This window comes from Pseudomonas spelaei, from assembly GCF_009724245.1.
In the GTDB taxonomy this organism is placed as follows: domain Bacteria; phylum Pseudomonadota; class Gammaproteobacteria; order Pseudomonadales; family Pseudomonadaceae; genus Aquipseudomonas; species Aquipseudomonas spelaei.
In genome coordinates this window covers 46,980-61,652 of record NZ_WNNK01000030.1, presented here as the reverse complement: position 1 = coordinate 61,652, position 14,673 = coordinate 46,980, and the positions used below count along the sequence as shown (strand labels likewise).

Sequence of the window (14,673 nt, the reverse complement as noted above, 5' to 3'; positions counted from 1 at the left end):
CTTTGGTTACTTTGGGGCTTTTCCAAAGTGACCCGCCGTAAGGGCGGAACCCATAGCCGCCGTTACCACAACAACGGATATGCCCCCAAAAACAGATCACCGCACAACATGAGACCGACGCATCAACCTATACGCCGCCGGAATCACAAACAACGACAACAACGGCGCCGTCAGCATCCCCCCAATCATCGGCGCCGCAATCCGGCTCATCACCTCGCTCCCCGTCCCCCCGCCCAGCAAAATCGGCAACAACCCGGCAATAATCACCGCCACGGTCATCGCCTTGGGCCGAACCCGCAACACCGCACCCTCGGTAATTGCCGCCAACAACTCATGCTCACCCTGCCCACCTTTGGCCTGCCGCTCAGCCCAGGCATTTTTCAGATACAACAGCATGATCACACCAAACTCGGCAGACACCCCGGCCAGCGCAATAAACCCCACCCCGGTAGCCACCGACAGGTTGAAACCCAGCCAATACAACAACCACACCCCACCCGTCAGGGCAAACGGCAAGGTAGCCAGGATCAGCAAGGCCTCATCAAAGCGGCGAAAGGTCAGGTACAACAGCACGAAGATGATCATCACCGTCGCCGGCACCACCAATTTCAGCCGCTCATTGGCCCGCTCCAGAAACTCGAACTGCCCCGAATAGCTGAGGCTCATGCCCGGTTGCAACGCAACCTGCTGGTTAATGGCCTGACGCAGATCCTTCACCACAGAAGCCAGGTCACGATCACGCACATCGATATAGACCCAACCGGAAGGCCGCGCGTTTTCGCTCTTGAGCATCGGCGGACCTTCGGTAACCTTGACCCTGGCCACCGTGCCGAGGGTGATCTGACTGCCCGACGGTGTGTAGATCGGCAGGTTACTCAACGCCTCCACCGAGTCCCGCCACGCCCTGGGGTAACGCAGGCTGATCGGAAACCGCGCCAGGCCTTCTACCGTTTCACCGATGTCTTCACCACCAATGGCACCCGAGACAATGGACTGCACATCCGCGATGTTCAGGCCATAACGGGCGGCCGCCTGACGATCAATATCAACATCGATGTAGCGCCCCCCCGTCAGCCGTTCAGCCAGGGCCGAGCTGACACCGGGCACGCCCTTGGCGACCTTTTCCACGGCCTGGGTCACGGCGTCGATCTGCATCAGGCTGGTGCCGGCGACTTTCACCCCGATCGGGCTTTTCACCCCGGTGGCGAGCATGTCGATGCGGTTGCGGATCGGCGGGATCCAGATGTTGGTCAGGCCCGGCACTTGCACCACACGGTCCAGTTCCTTCACCAGTTTTTCCGGGGTCATGCCCGGGCGCCATTGATCGCGGGGCTTGAATTCAATCGTGGTTTCGAACATCTCCAGAGGTGCCGGATCGGTGGCAGTTTCCGCGCGACCGGCCTTGCCGAATACATGGGCGACCTCCGGTACGGTCTTGATCAAGCGGTCGGTGCGCTGCAGCAATTCACCGGCCGTTTGCGCCGATAACCCAGGCAATGCCGAGGGCATGTACAGCAAGTCGCCTTCATCCAGCGCCGGCAGGAACTCACCACCCAGGCGGGACATCGGCCACAGGGCGCTGAGTACCATCAGCAGCGCTACCAGCAAGGTCATGCGCGGCCAGCGCAGGACCGCATCGAGGGCCGGTTGATAGAGTTTGATCAAGCCCCGATTCAGCGGGTTGCGCTGCTCATCGGGGATACGTCCGCGAATCCAGTAGCCCATCAACACCGGAATCAAGGTCACCGACAACCCGGCGGCTGCGGCCATGGCGTAGGTCTTGGTAAACGCCAAGGGCCCGAATAGCCGGCCTTCCTGGGCTTGCAGGGTAAACACCGGAATAAACGACAGCGTGATGATCAGCAGGCAGAAAAACAGCGCCGGCCCGACTTCCACCGCCGCGTCTGTCACCACCTTCCAATGCGCTTCGCCCTGGAGCTCACGCCCCGGATGAGCCTGGTGCCACGCCTCGATTTTCTTGTGGGCGTTTTCGATCATCACCACCGCCGCATCCACCATCGCGCCAATCGCAATCGCGATCCCGCCCAGGGACATGATGTTGGCGTTGATCCCCTGGAATCGCATGACGATGAAGGCAATCAAGATCCCCACCGGCAACGAGATGATCGCCACCAGGGACGAGCGCAGGTGCCAAAGGAAGATCCCGCACACCAGCGCCACCACCAGGAACTCTTCCAGCAGCTTATGACTGAGGTTGTCCACGGCGCGGTCGATCAGTTGGCTGCGATCGTAGGTGGGAACGATCTCCACGCCAGGCGGCAGGCTGCTTTTCAACGCTTGCAGCTTGTTCTTCACGGCAGCGATGGCCTCGCGGGCATTCTTGCCGTTGCGCAGGATCACCACGCCGCCCACCGCCTCGCCTTCGCCATCCAGCTCGCTGATACCCCGGCGCATTTGTGGCCCCAACTGAATCGAGGCCACCTCGCCGAGGGTCACCGGCACATTGCCGGCGTCGAGTCGTAGCGGGATGGCGCGGAAGTCTTCCAGGCTTTTCAGGTAACCGGAGGCGCGGACCATGTATTCGGACTCGCCCATTTCCAGCACCGAGCCGCCGGTTTCCTGGTTGGCCTTGCCGATGGCGTCCTTCACCTCGGCCTGAGTGATGCCACGACTGGCGAGAGCCACAGGGTCGAGTTGTACCTGGTACTGCTTGACCATGCCGCCGATGGTCGCCACTTCGGCGACGTTGGGCAGGGTCTTGAGTTCGAACTTGAGGAACCAGTCCTGCAGCGCGCGCAGTTGCGCCAGGTCATGTTGGCCGGTGCGGTCCACCAGCGCGTATTGGTAAATCCAGCCGACGCCAGTGGCATCCGGGCCCAGCGTCGGCTTGGCCGAAGCCGGCAGACGCGCCTGCAACTGGCTCAGGTATTCCAGCACCCGGGAGCGCGCCCAGTACAGGTCCGTGCCCTCGTCGAACAGCACATAGACGTAGCTGTCGCCAAAGAACGAATACCCGCGCACGGTCTTGGCCCCCGGTACCGAGAGCATGGTGGTGGTCATCGGGTAGGTGACCTGGTTTTCGACAATCTGCGGCGCCTGGCCCGGGTACGGCGTGCGGATGATCACCTGCACATCCGACAGGTCCGGCAAGGCGTCCACCGGGGTGTTCTGCACCGACCACATTCCCCAGGCAGTGACGAACAGCGTCGCCAGCAAGACCAGGAAACGGTTGGCCACCGACCAGCGAATCAGCAAGGCGATCATGGGCGGCCCCCCGGTTGCAGGCTCATGGCTGATTCAGCCGGCGATTGAGGGGTGAGGCCTTTCAGGCTGGCTTCGGAATCCAACAGGAACTGCCCGGAGGCGACCACTTGTTGGCCTTCCTGCAACCCGGCGATGATCATTGTCTGGTCCTGGTTTTCCGTCCCCACCTGAACTTCCACTGGCCGGTAACGACCGCCCTCCTCGGCCACCATCACCAGCACCCGCTTGCCGGTGCGGATCAACGCTTCGCTGGGCAGCCACAGCACCGATTGGCCGCTGGATTGCGTCAGGCGTACCTGGGCGGTCATGCCCGGACGCAAGGCGCCATCAGGGTTAGGCAACTCGACGCGGACCTGTACGGTACGGCTGTCCAGGGCGGTCTGCGGCAGAACCGCGCTGACGGTGCCGCTGAACGTGCGGCCCGGCAAGCCCACAAAGCGGCTCTCCACCACTTGCCCAACCGCCAGGGCTGCACCTTGCGCTTCCGGCACCGCCACCTGCAGCCACACGGTGCCCAGACCGTTGACCCGCGCCAGGGTTTGGCCTGCCGCGACGGTCATGCCCTCACGCACATCAAGGGTTTGCAGCGCACCGCCCAATGGGCTGGTGATGGTCATGACCGATTGCACCTGGCCGCTGCGCTCCATCTGCGTGATCAACCCGCTGGGCATGCCGCTCAGGCGCAAGCGCTGGCGGGCTGCGGCCAACAAACCGGCATCATTGCTGCGGCGCAAGGCCAGGAACTCTTCCTGGGCCGCCGCCCATTCCGGCACCAGAATGTCCGCCAATGGCGCATTGGCCTTGAGCACATCGCCGGGCGCACGGGCATACACCCGCTCGACAAACCCCGCCGCACGCGCCTGCACCACCGCCACGTCGCGATCGTTGAATGCCAGAGTGGCAGGCAGTTCCAGGCTGGACGCCAACACACCCCGGGTAACAGGGGTCAGGCGCATGCCGATGTTCTGGGTCAGGCTCGGGTCGATGCGCAGGGCCGCGCTGTCCGGCGTCTGGTCAGCCTCGGCGTAACGCGGCACCAGTTGCATGTCCATGAAGGGTGACTTGCCTGGCTTGTCGAATTTCTGTTGCGGGTACATCGGGTCGTACCAGTACAGCGCCTTTTTTTCCGGGGTCGGTGCAACGGCTGCCGGTTGCGCCGCACGCATGTCCGCCAGCCAGTAGCCTCCGCCCAGGCCCAGCAGCAAGATGCCGCCCAGCACGGCGACGTTGGCGATTCGATTATTCATTGGCAGGTTCCCCATACGCGAAATACAGCTGTGCACCGGTCAGTGCCCGTTGCTCCAGAGCGTCGATCTGTTTGAAACGCGCTTGCACCAGCTCACGGCGCGCGCTGACCACACTCATCAAGTCACCTTTGCCGGCGCGATAACCGGCCAGGCTCAGCGCGACCTTTTCTTCGGCCAACGGCACCAGGCTGTCCTGGCTACGCTGCACGGCGCGGTCCAGACGCTGGTAGTCGGCCAGGTCGTCGTCCAGCGCCTGGGTGTGTTCACGGGTGGTGGCTTCGCGTTCGGCTTCCAATTGATCGAGTTCGGCCTGTTTGGCGGCGATGCCGGGGTTTTGCCGACGGCCCGGGAAGACCGGCAGATCAAACGTCAGTTGCAGGCTGACCATGTCGCCGTATTCTCGGCCACGGTGCTGGTAATCCACCTCCCAGTTCCAGTCCGAGGTCTTTTGCGCCTTGGCTTCACGCACTCGGGCTTCAGCTTCGCGGGTGCGCGGCACAAACGCTTGCAGCACCGGGTGCTGATGCAGGTTATGGGACAGGCCTTGGGTATCGAGGGACCAGTTGGGCAACTGCCCGCTGGGGGCTTCGCTGGCGGCGGGGCCGATCCAGCGCTTGAGGGCGGCACGGGCCTGGGCGCGTTGTTGAGTCAACTCGTCCTCGCGCCCGGCCAGTTCAGCAGCTTCCTGCCGGGGGATTACCGCGTCGGAGGGCTGGCCGCGCCCACCGGCAAGTTGCGCCCGCACGGTGTCTTGCAGCAGGCGGTTCTGCTGGTAGAAGTCCTTGAACAAGGCGTTTTTGCGCTCCACCGCATAGGCGCGGATCCACGCCTGGGCCGTGGCCTGGCGCACGTTCAGGCGTTCGATCCGCCCTTCGGCCGCGGCCCTCTCTACCGAGGCCTCGGCCAATTCAACCCGGGCCTTGCGCTTGTCACGGCTGGGCACTTGTTGTTGGATACCGACCATTTGCATGGTCATGAAATCGCCGTAGAGGGTCCCGCGATTGGGCCCGCCCACCGGGAAATTTTGCAAACCCAGCACCAGTTTCGGGTCGGGCAGCTCACCTGCAGGGATCGCCGCCTGAGTCGCCGCTTGCAGCTTGGCCGACTCGGCGGTCAGCGAGGGTGCGTTGTTCTGCGCCAGGCGCAGGGCTTCATCCAGGGTCAGCGCCGACGCCAGTGCCGGCCACACCAGCACGCTCGCCAGGGCAACCGCCAAAGGCCGCCCAATGCGCGCACATAGGGAATTCATGTTGAAGATTCCTGTTCTGTTCCACTGTGTGTCGCTTAATACGGCCCACAGCAAGGCCATCCCGGCTCAGCGGGATGAGTCTTTCGGTGCAACAGGAATCAGCTGCGAGGTGGACGCCAGACGCCGGATGGCGTGCGGTCGGGGATGAAATCAGAGGAGAGGCTGGCGATCAGCGCATTGGCGTACATCACCGGGGCCTTGAGCACCGGCATCGACAGTTGCAGCATGCCGCCGGTCTTGCATTCCTGGCCGGGTTTGCAGGACTTGCTGTGATCGGCCGGGGCCGCACCGTCCTGGCAGCAGTCCGGGGACATGTCGCTCATCATCGGCATATCGGGCATCTGCATCGGGCACGGTTCGGTGCTCGACGGCACGCCCGCCATCCCGGTCAGGGGAAGCGCGAGACTCAACAACAGGACCAGGAATAAACGCAGATAGCGGCTCATGGGGCCGGAGTCTAGCTAAAGGACGGTTAAGCGACAATTAACAAAGCGCAGAATGCCCCCCTCCAGAAAAGCCTGGAGAACAGGTTTATGGTGTCATTTGCACCTACATGAATATTTTTTTAGGAAGCTGGCTATCATTTCTTGGCAAAATGCCCCTACTTCAGTGTGAATTGCTCACCAGGTACTCCTTATGACCCGCATTTTGACCATCGAAGACGACGCCGTAACGGCCCGCGAGATCGTCGCTGAACTGAGTAGTCATGGACTGGACGTCGATTGGGTGGACAACGGCCGCGAAGGCCTGGTCCGCGCTGTCAGTGGCGATTACGACCTGATCACCCTCGATCGGATGCTCCCCGAACTGGATGGCCTGGCCATCGTCACTACCCTGCGCACCATCGGTGTGTCGACGCCGATCCTGATGATCAGCGCCCTCTCCGATGTCGACGAACGGGTGCGCGGCCTGCGGGCCGGGGGCGATGATTACCTGACCAAACCCTTCGCCTCCGATGAAATGGCGGCGCGGGTCGAGGTGCTGTTGCGACGCAAAAGCACGGTCAAGGAATTCGAAACCGCGCTGCGAGTGGCCGACCTGGAGCTGAACCTGATCAGCCGCGAAGCCAGCCGCGCCGATCAGCCCCTGAGCCTGTTGCCCACCGAATACAAACTGCTGGAATTCCTGATGCGCAACACCGGGCAGATCCTGTCGCGGATGATGATCTTCGAGGAAGTCTGGGGTTATCACTTCGACCCGGGCACCAACCTGATCGACGTGCACATCGGTCGCCTGCGCAAGAAAATCGATCCACCGGGCCTCACGCCGCTGATCCGTACGGTACGAGGTTCGGGTTATGTCATTGCTGAACCCCTCTAAAGGCTGGCGCTCTTCCAGCAGCCGCTTGCTGGCGCTGTACAGTTCGTTGTTCGTGGCCTGGAGCTGCATCCTCATGGGGGTGCTGTATTACGAGGTGTCGGGTTACCTGAGTGATCTGTCGCGCCACTCCCTGATGCAGCGTCAACACCTGTTCCAACGCTTCGATGGCGAAGAGCTGGTGGAAGCGCTGACCACCAGCATGACCTTCGACATGAAAGGCGTAGACGCCTACGGCCTGTTCGACGAGCAGTTCAATCCCCTGAGTGGTCCCATCCGTGTGGTGCCTCCGGACCTGCCTCTGGACGGGCACATCCATGCCCTCGCCAACTGCATCGACTCCGACGACCCGAAACTGCCCCGAGACAGTTGTGATGCCGTGGCCACCCATACCGGCGACGGCCGCTGGCTGATCCTGGTGCGGGAAAACGGCTCGCTGTTCGGCGTGACCCGGATCATCCTGCATGCCTTGTTATGGGCGATTTCCCTGACCATCATCCCCGGTGCCGCCGGCTGGCATCTGTTGCGCCGGCGACCACTGCGCCGGATTCGCGGAATCCAGGCCAGCGCCGAGGCCATCGTCGCCGGCGACCTGACCCATCGCCTGCCGCTGTCCAATCGGCGTGATGAGCTGGACATGCTGGCGGCGATCGTCAACGCCATGCTCGATCGTATCGAGAAACTGATGAACGAGGTCAAGGGCGTGTGCGACAACATTGCCCACGACCTGCGCACCCCGTTGACCCGCCTGCGGGCGCAGTTGTACCGGATCAAGCAGCAGGCCGATGAAGACTCGCCTCACGCGCTGCAACTGGATGAAGTGATCAGTGAGACCGATACGCTGATGGCGCGCTTTCGCGGCTTGCTGCGGATTTCCGAGTTGGAAGATCACCAACGCCGCTCCGGTTTCCTGGTGCTCGATCCCCTGCCCTTGCTGCGCGAACTGCACGACTTCTACCTGCCCCTGGCGGAAGAAGGCGAAATGCAGCTGCTGCTGGAAACCCCGGAGTCGCTACCGTGGATTACCGGTGACCGGGCCTTGCTGTTCGAAGCCCTGGCCAACCTGCTGAGCAACTCGATCAAATTCACCCCACCGGGCGGCTCGGTGATTCTGCGGGCGGTCAACGATGCCGGCAGTACACGGATTGAAGTCCTGGATTCGGGGCCCGGCATTCCGGTGGCGGAGCGGGATTCTGTGTTCCAGCGCTTCTATCGAGCGGAAGAAGGCAACCAACACGGCGGGTTTGGATTGGGATTGTCGATTGTCGCGGCGATCATCAACCTGCACGGTTTCAAGCTGGAAGTGGGCACCAGCGAGCTGGGCGGTGCGCGGCTGGTGCTGGAGTGCCGGCAGCAGTTGATGCCGGAAGCCTGAATACAGCCCAAACCCTTGTGGGTGCTCTCGAGCCCCAGCGAGGCAGCGATGGGGTCAACGCGGTGTGGCTGTCAGACCGCACCGATCCCATCGCTGCCTCGCTGGGGCTCGAGAGCTCCCACATTAGGTATCGGTGTGCTTAAGCCCGGAAGTTGCCGCGCAACGCCTCAAGCCCACCGCTGTACACACCCGTGAACAATTCCTCCACCGCCACGTCCGTCACACCGGCCACCGGCGTGAACACTCCGGACCACGTTACTTTCGCCGTGCTGTCGGTCAACGCCTCAACCTTCAGGGTCGCCAGGTACTCGCTCACCGGAAACGGCGACTCACTGATGGAGTAGCTGTAGGTACGCGCCGCTTCATCAAAGGTCTGCAGACGCTCAACCACCACGCCACCGTCAGCGGTTTGCAGGTGACGCACACGACCGCCGTCGCTGGGCTCGCTCTTGGCGATAAAGGGCAGCCAATCCGGCAGCGAATTAAAGCCACCGACCAATTGCCAGACCTGTTCGGCCGACGCCGAAATTTCAATAACCGCAGATGCTTTTGCCACGATAAGACTCCAAAAAAATAGTTAAATCGCCAGGCTGTCGACGACGCCGCCGTCAACCCGCAAAGCTGCGCCGGTGGTGGCCGAAGACAGCGGTGAAGCAATGTACGCCACCAGATTCGCCACTTCATCCACATTCGCCGCACGTTGAATGATCGAGGTCGGCCGGGCCTCACGCACAAACACATCAGCCTCCTCCCGCGCACTGCGCCCGGATTTCGCCGTGGCGTCCTTGAGCATCTCTTCCAGGCCGTCGGTAAAGGTCGGCCCCGGCAGGATCGCATTCACCGTCACACCCGTGCCCGCCAGACGCTTGGCCAAACCGTGAGACACCGCCAGGTTGGCGCTTTTGGTGACGCCGTAGTTGATCATGTCCGCCGGCGTCGCCACACCGGACTCCGAAGACAGGAAAATCACCCGGCCCCAGCCCTGCTTGACCATGCCCGGCACATAATGCCGCGCCAGGCGCACGCCGGAGATCACGTTGACTTCATAGAAGCGCGTCCACTCGCTGTCCGGGGCGTCGAAGAAATCCACGTCGTTGAAGATTCCCAGGTTGTTCACCAGGATGTCCGCCCGCGGTTCGGCGGCGAACAGCGTTGCTGCACCTTCGGCAGTACCCAGGTCAGCGACCAATCCACGCAGTTGGGCACCGGGGACCGCCTGGCGAATACTCGCCAGGGCCGCATCGACCTTGCTCGATTCACGCCCGATCACCACCACCGTGGCACCGGATTCAGCCAGGGCCTGGCTGATGCCCAGGCCGATTCCGGCGGTACTGCCACTGACAATTGCCAACTTGCCGCTTACATCGATTTTCATGATTGAACGCCTGTGATTAGAGGGGCAATGGCGCACGCGCCGAAATCAATCGGGCGTCACGCAGGGCCTGCCAAAAGGCGGCTGGAATCTTGACTGACAACGCCACGACGTCTTCGGCAATACGTCCCGGACGACTGGCACCCGGAATCACTGCGGCCACGGCCGGATGGGCCAGGGAGAATTGCAGCGCGGCCGCTTTCACATCCACGCCGTGAGCCTGGGCGATAGCCTTGATCTGCTCGACTTTGCTGATGATCGCCGGGCTGGCTTTCTGGTATTCGAAGTGCGCACCACCGGCCAGGATCCCTGAGCTGTAGGGGCCACCGACCACGATCTCGACGTTCTGGGCCAGTGCTGCATCCATCAGGCGTTGCAGGGCGCGTTCATGGTCCAGCAACGTGTAGCGACCCGCCAGCAGGAAGCCGTCGGGCCGGGCTTCGGTCAAGTCCAGGGTCAGTTCGCAGGGCTCAACACGGTTGACCCCAAGGCCCCAGGCCTTGATGACACCTTCTTCACGCAGCCGGGTCAGCACTTTGAATGCGCCGGTACGGGCCTGGTTGAAGTACTCCAGCCATTGGTCGCCGTAGAAGTCCTGGGCGATGTCGTGGACCCAGACGATGTCCAGACGGTCGGTTTGCAGGCGCTTTAGGCTGTCTTCGATGGAGCGCAAGGTCGCATCGGCACTGTAGTCATTGAGCATTTTGTTGGGGCGGCCGTGTTCGAACACGCCGCTTTTCTCACCCAGGTCCCGGGCGCTGTCTTCCACTTCGTCGAGAATCAGCCGACCGACCTTGGTGCTGAGCACGTAGTCATCACGGTTGTACTTCGACAGGGCGTGGCCCAAGCGCAGTTCCGACAGGCCGGAACCGTAGAACGGTGCGGTGTCGAAATAACGCACGCCCTGGTTCCAGGCAGCCTCGACGGTGGCCTGGGCCTCTTCCTCGGGAATGGCGCGGAACATGTTGCCCAACGGGGCGGTACCAAAACCCAGCACGCCAGGCAGTTTGTCTTTCAAACTCATGGTTGGATCCTCAAAAGGTTCAAGGTCGTTGTGTGACCGTTGAGCAGATCCTAGATTGCGAAGATCGGACCGTCCAAGACATACTGCGACCAACTTGAGTCCCTTTAGGTCTTACATGATCGATTTCCGCCAATTGCGCTACTTCGTTGTAGTCGCTGAAGAAGAACACGTGGGCCGCGCCGCCGAACGGTTGCACATCTCTCAGTCGCCGTTGAGCCGGCAGATTGCCCAGCTGGAAGAGCGCCTGGGCCTGACCCTGTTCGAGCGTAGCCAGCAACGCATTCGCCTGACACGGGATGGCCAGACTTTTCTCGCCGAGACCAAGGCGCTGCTGACCCACGCCAACCGGCTGGAATCTCTGGGTCGTCGGTTGGGTCGGGGTGAAGAAGGTGGCTTGTGCATTGGCTACATCGAAAACGCCATGCATGCAGGCGTACTGCCCAATGCCTTGAAAGTACTGCGTGAAGCACGGCCTAACGTACATATCGCGTTGTACAACCTGCCCTCCGGCGAGCAACTGGAAGGCCTGCGTCAACGCAGCCTGGATATCGCCCTGGTCGGTGAGCCGCCAGCGGCCGACGATCCGGACTTGCTGTCCTTCCAGGTGCTCGATGACCCGATGCTGCTGGCCTTGCCGGAACATCACCCTTTGGCCAGCCAGGCCGAACTGCTGCCGGAACACCTGGCCGACCAGCAATGGATTGGCGTACAGCGTAAACCCGGGACCGCTGACGATTTCGTCGCCGCCTGCATCCGCGCCGGCTTCACACCGCAGATGCCGATGGAGGCGAGTGAGCCGTTTACCGCGTTGGGGTTGGTAGCGTCGGGGTTGGGAGTGGCGATGGTGCAGAAGGGGTTGAGTCGGAACGCACCGCCGGGGGTGGTTTTGCGGGAACTGCCTTGGTTGACCTACACCACGCCGTTGTGGGCAGCGTGGCATCGGATCAATTTAAGGCCGTTGGTGGAGACGTTCAGGCAGGTGTTGACGGGTCCTGGACACGGTCTATAAACCAATATCAATCCAATGTGGGAGCTGGCTTGCCTGCGATGGCGGTGTATCAGCCACCAGAAACCTTGACTGGAAAACCGCTATCGCAGGCAAGCCCGCTCCCACATTTGACCTCATTGCCAGGTCTGTATCACTTCAAGTCGGAGTGAAGGGCAACGCTCGCTTGTGGGCCGTCTTCAGGTAGGCACTTTCAACAATCCCCCTCACCCGCTCACTCACCGCCTCACCCATCAGGTATGCATCAATCTCGTCATAACTGCACCCATACGCCAGCTCATCCAGCTTGCCTGGCGCCAGTTCTTCAAGATCAGCCGTCGGTGGCTTGGCCACCAGATGCTCAGGCCCTCCGAGCGCCGCCGCCAGCAACCGAACCTGAGTTTTAGTCAGCCCCGACAACGGCGCCAGATCACAAGCACCATCACCAAACTTGGTAAAAAAACCCATCAACGCCTCAGCACCATGATCAGTCCCAACCACCAGCCCATTGTGCAAATTGGCCACCGCATACTGCGCCATCATCCGCGCCCGGGCCTTGACGTTGCCCTTGATAAAGTCGATATGTTCGGCGCTGGCATTGGCGGCAGCCAGGTTGCCCATCAGCCCATCGACACAGGCCGCGATGTTCAGGGTTTCAATCACGTCCGGCGCGATAAAGTCCAGTGACGCCTGGGCATCGCGCTCATCGGCCTGGGTCTTGTAAGGCAGGCGCATGGCGATAAAACAGGCGTCGTAGTCTTCGTTGCGCAACTGCTCCACCGCCCGTTGGCACAAGCGCCCGGCTGTCAGTGAATCAACACCGCCGCTGATCCCCAGCACCAGGGCCTGGCAGCCTGACTGGCGCAAGGTGTGCTTGATGAAGTCGATGCGCCGTTGCAGCTCTTGGGCCTCGCCCCCGTTGACCAACATCCGGTTGATATTCAGTTCCCGGGCAATACGTGCCTGAGTTCCCATGTCACACCCCCAGTTTCGGATTGACGTTGCCGACATTGAACACCTGCGCCGCGTACTGCAAAAACGAGGCGTCTTCACAGACGTTCTTGATCGGGTCATCGGAGAATTTCACCACCGGTTCGCCATGCACCCGCACCAGCTTCATGACGATGCTCAACGGCTCCACACCCTCGACATCACACGCCAGGCTGGTGCCCATGCCGAACCCGAACTTGGCCTTGCCACGCACGTGCCGCAGGATTGGCAAGCATTTCTCGAAGTTCAGGCCGTCGGAGAACATCAGGTCCTTGGTCATCGGGTCGATGCCCAGTGCCTTGTAGCGGGCCAGGACCTTGTCGGCCCAGACGATGGGGTCACCGGAATCCTGGCGCAGGCCGTCATACAGCTTGGCGAAGTACAGGTCGAAATCCTTGAGGAAGAAGTCAGTGCTGATGCAATCGGTCAAGGCAATCCCCAGGCGCCCACGGTATTCGCGCACCCAGTTTTCCAGCGCCGCATTCTGGCTCTCGCGCAACCGCCCCAGTTGCTGGTGCACCATCAGCCATTGGTGGGCCATGGTGCCAATCAGCGGCAGGTCGAATTCGTAGGCCAGGTGGGCGTTGCTGGTGCCGATAAACGTACCGGGGAAGTCGCGGGCCATGATGTTGACCACTTCGCGCTGGGCCTTGAACGACAGCCGGCGCCGAGTGGAGAAATCCGAGACCCGCAGATCGGCCAACTCCTCCTGACTGAGGTTTTTCTCCAGCCAGTCAAACTTCTGATAGAGCTTGCGAGTCACGTCTTCCAGGGTCACGTCCGGGTACTTGTCGCGGTTGCGCAACTCGCTGACCAGGGCCAATACCGGCTGTTCGAACATGATGCAGTGCAGCATCGGACCGATCACGCGGATGCTCAGTTGGCCGTCGACCTCACTGACGTGGATATAACGCAGGTTGAAACGGAACAGGCCAAGGAATTGCTCGAAATCCGGGGTCAGGTATTCGCGAAAACGCTTGTTGAACAGAAAGCGCAACTCACCTTCGCGCATGTGCAGGCCGGCGAGCTTCTCAAGCTCGATGCGCAGTTCGGGAATCAGGTGCCCGAGTTTCTCCCTGGAACGCACGATGAACTGGTATTCCACATCCACATTGGGGTGCTGATGCAGTACAGCCTGCATCATGGTGAAGGTGTAGTAGTCGGTGTCCAGCAGGCCCTGAATCACCCCGTTTTCATAGTCGAATGCACTTTCCATGGGCTTCTCCTTAACGCGTGGCCAATGCGGCCAGTTCTTCCCGGGTGCTGCTGATGGCAGCGCCGGCTTGCAGCAGGTCATTGACGGCCTGCACTCCACCCTCCTCGCTGATGCCTCGGCAGGCGGGCAAGTGCAGAATCACTTCAAAGCCGGCCTTGAGCAGTTGCAGCGCAGTGGTCTTGACGCAGTAGTCCAGGGCCAGGCCGCCGACCAGTACACGGGTGATACCCTGGGCGTTCAGGTATTCGATGACGCCAGTGGACAGCTTGTCGTGCAGGTCGTGGTAGCAGGCGCCGTAGGGGTGCAGGTCGGGCTCGACGCCTTTCCAGATGAAGTAGTCGTAGTCATAGGGCGTGGGCAATTCGTCGAGCAAGGTGAAGCCCTCGGTACCCGGCACACAGTGGCTGACCCACGTCACATCGGCGTGTGCCAGGCCGGTAGGTTGCAGCATCTCGCTGTGTTGCTTGACCACCCAGGGCGCCTGCGGAGTGTGGGCATCCTTGCTGCCGACCCGGCGGCTGGCGAGGCTGGCCATGTAGTTGAGCTCGGCGCCAATCTGGTCACCGCCCGCCACCGGCAACTCAGTGGGGCACAGGGGCGTGAAGCTCTTTTGTGGGTCGACGTCGAATGAGGCGATGGTGTTTTTCGAGATGGTCATTTTCGATTTCTCCTC

At 61.6% G+C, this 14,673-nt stretch carries 13 protein-coding genes; 3 read left to right on the top strand and 10 right to left on the bottom strand.

The genetic code is table 11. From position 1 onward, the window contains the following. Positions 1–96 precede the first annotated feature (96 nt). The 4 genes from GNF76_RS25775 to GNF76_RS25760 all read right to left on the bottom strand — a co-directional run bounded on the left by GNF76_RS25775 (position 97) and on the right by GNF76_RS25760 (position 6,167). Complete coding sequence (locus GNF76_RS25775) at positions 97–3,225, bottom strand: efflux RND transporter permease subunit (RefSeq protein WP_155585894.1); 3,129 nt, start codon at positions 3,223–3,225, stop codon at positions 97–99. Continuing rightward, positions 3,222–4,472 (bottom strand): efflux RND transporter periplasmic adaptor subunit, encoded by a 1,251-nt coding sequence (locus tag GNF76_RS25770; protein WP_155585893.1) that lies wholly within the window; start codon positions 4,470–4,472, stop codon positions 3,222–3,224. Before GNF76_RS25770 ends, GNF76_RS25775 begins: the two co-directional genes overlap by 4 nt. Beyond that, positions 4,465–5,721 carry a TolC family protein gene (locus tag GNF76_RS25765; RefSeq protein WP_155585892.1) on the bottom strand — a complete coding sequence of 419 codons (1,257 nt, stop codon included), beginning with the start codon at positions 5,719–5,721 and terminating at the stop codon, positions 4,465–4,467. Before GNF76_RS25765 ends, GNF76_RS25770 begins: the two co-directional genes overlap by 8 nt. Before the next feature lie 98 nt (positions 5,722–5,819). Then, positions 5,820–6,167 (bottom strand): hypothetical protein, encoded by a 348-nt coding sequence (locus GNF76_RS25760; RefSeq protein ID WP_155585891.1) that lies wholly within the window; start codon positions 6,165–6,167, stop codon positions 5,820–5,822. Positions 6,168–6,357: 190 nt separating this feature from the next. Between GNF76_RS25760 and GNF76_RS25755 the strand changes: the two genes are divergently transcribed. Beyond that, entirely contained in the window at positions 6,358–7,041 is a 684-nt protein-coding gene (locus GNF76_RS25755; protein ID WP_010564812.1) for a response regulator transcription factor, read from the top strand. After that, positions 7,019–8,413: a sensor histidine kinase gene (locus GNF76_RS25750; protein WP_155585890.1), complete on the top strand. Its 1,395-nt coding sequence runs from the start codon at positions 7,019–7,021 to the stop codon at positions 8,411–8,413. The genes GNF76_RS25755 and GNF76_RS25750 overlap by 23 nt, the downstream gene beginning before the upstream one ends. Before the next feature lie 139 nt (positions 8,414–8,552). Here the strand turns inward: GNF76_RS25750 and GNF76_RS25745 are convergent, their stop codons facing one another. The 3 genes from GNF76_RS25745 to GNF76_RS25735 are packed head-to-tail and all read right to left on the bottom strand — an operon-like array spanning position 8,553 to position 10,809. Continuing rightward, complete coding sequence (locus GNF76_RS25745) at positions 8,553–8,969, bottom strand: SRPBCC family protein (protein WP_178123588.1); 417 nt, start codon at positions 8,967–8,969, stop codon at positions 8,553–8,555. A 21-nt stretch (positions 8,970–8,990) separates the two neighbouring features. Then, complete coding sequence (locus GNF76_RS25740; protein WP_155585889.1) at positions 8,991–9,788, bottom strand: SDR family NAD(P)-dependent oxidoreductase; 798 nt, start codon at positions 9,786–9,788, stop codon at positions 8,991–8,993. Between the two features lie 16 nt (positions 9,789–9,804). Beyond that, entirely contained in the window at positions 9,805–10,809 is a 1,005-nt protein-coding gene (locus GNF76_RS25735; protein WP_155585888.1) for an aldo/keto reductase, read from the bottom strand. A 115-nt stretch (positions 10,810–10,924) separates the two neighbouring features. Here GNF76_RS25735 and GNF76_RS25730 point away from each other — a divergent pair, with 115 nt between their 5' ends. Then, positions 10,925–11,818: a LysR substrate-binding domain-containing protein gene (locus GNF76_RS25730; RefSeq protein WP_155585887.1), complete on the top strand. Its 894-nt coding sequence runs from the start codon at positions 10,925–10,927 to the stop codon at positions 11,816–11,818. 135 nt (positions 11,819–11,953) lie between these two features. Here the strand turns inward: GNF76_RS25730 and nadE are convergent, their stop codons facing one another. The 3 genes from nadE to GNF76_RS25715 are packed head-to-tail and all read right to left on the bottom strand — an operon-like array spanning position 11,954 to position 14,658. Continuing rightward, on the bottom strand, positions 11,954–12,769 hold the full coding sequence (gene nadE, locus GNF76_RS25725) for an ammonia-dependent NAD(+) synthetase (RefSeq protein ID WP_155585886.1): 816 nt from the start codon (positions 12,767–12,769) through the stop codon (positions 11,954–11,956). 1 nt (position 12,770) lies between these two features. Next, a complete protein-coding gene (gene pncB / locus GNF76_RS25720) occupies positions 12,771–14,000 on the bottom strand; it encodes a nicotinate phosphoribosyltransferase (RefSeq protein WP_155585885.1) in 1,230 nt (409 codons plus the stop codon). A 10-nt stretch (positions 14,001–14,010) separates the two neighbouring features. Then, positions 14,011–14,658 carry a nicotinamidase gene (locus tag GNF76_RS25715; protein WP_155585884.1) on the bottom strand — a complete coding sequence of 216 codons (648 nt, stop codon included), beginning with the start codon at positions 14,656–14,658 and terminating at the stop codon, positions 14,011–14,013. Positions 14,659–14,673 lie beyond the last annotated feature (15 nt).

What these genes read in the sequence shown, in the direction of transcription:
- GNF76_RS25775 (WP_155585894.1), bottom strand. Translation starts at nt 3,225, where the DNA reads ATGATCGCCTTGCTGATTCGCTGGTCGGTGGCCAACCGTTTCCTGGTC.
- GNF76_RS25770 (WP_155585893.1), bottom strand. Translation starts at nt 4,472, where the DNA reads ATGAATAATCGAATCGCCAACGTCGCCGTGCTGGGCGGCATCTTGCTG.
- GNF76_RS25765 (WP_155585892.1), bottom strand. Translation starts at nt 5,721, where the DNA reads ATGAATTCCCTATGTGCGCGCATTGGGCGGCCTTTGGCGGTTGCCCTG.
- GNF76_RS25760 (WP_155585891.1), bottom strand. Translation starts at nt 6,167, where the DNA reads ATGAGCCGCTATCTGCGTTTATTCCTGGTCCTGTTGTTGAGTCTCGCG.
- GNF76_RS25755 (WP_010564812.1), top strand. Translation starts at nt 6,358, where the DNA reads ATGACCCGCATTTTGACCATCGAAGACGACGCCGTAACGGCCCGCGAG.
- GNF76_RS25750 (WP_155585890.1), top strand. Translation starts at nt 7,019, where the DNA reads ATGTCATTGCTGAACCCCTCTAAAGGCTGGCGCTCTTCCAGCAGCCGC.
- GNF76_RS25740 (WP_155585889.1), bottom strand. Translation starts at nt 9,788, where the DNA reads ATGAAAATCGATGTAAGCGGCAAGTTGGCAATTGTCAGTGGCAGTACC.
- GNF76_RS25735 (WP_155585888.1), bottom strand. Translation starts at nt 10,809, where the DNA reads ATGAGTTTGAAAGACAAACTGCCTGGCGTGCTGGGTTTTGGTACCGCC.
- GNF76_RS25730 (WP_155585887.1), top strand. Translation starts at nt 10,925, where the DNA reads ATGATCGATTTCCGCCAATTGCGCTACTTCGTTGTAGTCGCTGAAGAA.
- nadE (WP_155585886.1), bottom strand. Translation starts at nt 12,769, where the DNA reads ATGGGAACTCAGGCACGTATTGCCCGGGAACTGAATATCAACCGGATG.
- pncB (WP_155585885.1), bottom strand. Translation starts at nt 14,000, where the DNA reads ATGGAAAGTGCATTCGACTATGAAAACGGGGTGATTCAGGGCCTGCTG.
- GNF76_RS25715 (WP_155585884.1), bottom strand. Translation starts at nt 14,658, where the DNA reads ATGACCATCTCGAAAAACACCATCGCCTCATTCGACGTCGACCCACAA.